Origin of the sequence: Candidatus Pelagibacter communis (assembly GCF_001180025.1) — a bacterium.
In the GTDB taxonomy this organism is placed as follows: domain Bacteria; phylum Pseudomonadota; class Alphaproteobacteria; order Pelagibacterales; family Pelagibacteraceae; genus Pelagibacter; species Pelagibacter ubique_A.
Window position 1 is genome coordinate 1 of record NZ_CVSK01000034.1, and the last position, 923, is coordinate 923.

General features: G+C 24.8%; 1 protein-coding gene. It reads left to right on the forward strand.

What is annotated here, in order from left to right; translation table 11 throughout:
- Positions 1-923: heparinase II/III domain-containing protein (locus AMN83_RS01660; protein WP_179850401.1), on the forward strand; the 923-nt coding region annotated here is incomplete at both ends.

Sequence of the window (923 nt, forward strand, 5' to 3'; positions counted from 1 at the left end):
AGCTTAGACTTAAAATCTTCAAAAAAAACTACACAAACAGTCGTTAAAAATTGGATTTCAAATAACAATAAATTTCAAAAAAAAAGTTGGGAATTTGATTTAACAGCAAAAAGAATTATTTCATGGTTATCAAATCATCAACTCACTTATGAAGATGGTGATCAAGAATACAGATCTACTTTTGATCATATGATTCAAAAACAAACTAATCATTTGTTAAATGAAATCAAAAATTCAACAGAAGTAGAAAATAAGATGATTGGGTGCGCTGCAATCATTTTAACTGGATTAGCTTATAAAAATGAAAAACAATATATAGTAAATGGATTAAATTTATTAAAAAATATCATTAAATCCTCAATTGATAATCAAGGCTTTCCAAAATCAAGAAATATCAGGCAATTAATATTTTATTTAAAATACTTTATAATTATTAGAGAGTGGTTTAAAGAATCTCAGAGTTTAATTCCTGAATATATTGATGAGACCATTTATTATTTAGGATCAAGTTATGCTTTCATTTGGCAAAATATACAGCAAGATATTTTTTTTAATGGTAATTTTTCTTCTGAAAATAAAGAATTTGATCAATACTTGAAAAGGTTTGGTTACACTTTTAAAAGTCAAATTAATGAACTAGGGGGTTATGCAATACTTAAGAATAAAAAGATAATTCTAGCTGCTGATATAGGTTCTAGTCCTAATAAAAAATTTTCCAATGACTATCAAGCAGGTGCCTTATCATTTGAAATATTTTCAAATGATAAAAAATTAATATCAAATACTGGTTATTACTCAGATAAAAATAATAAATTTAATAAATTATCAAAAAGCACCTCTCTTCATTGCGCTTTAACTATTGAGGATTATTCTTCTTGTAATTTTACTAGGCATCAAAAAAATTTGATTATTGATAGAGGTCT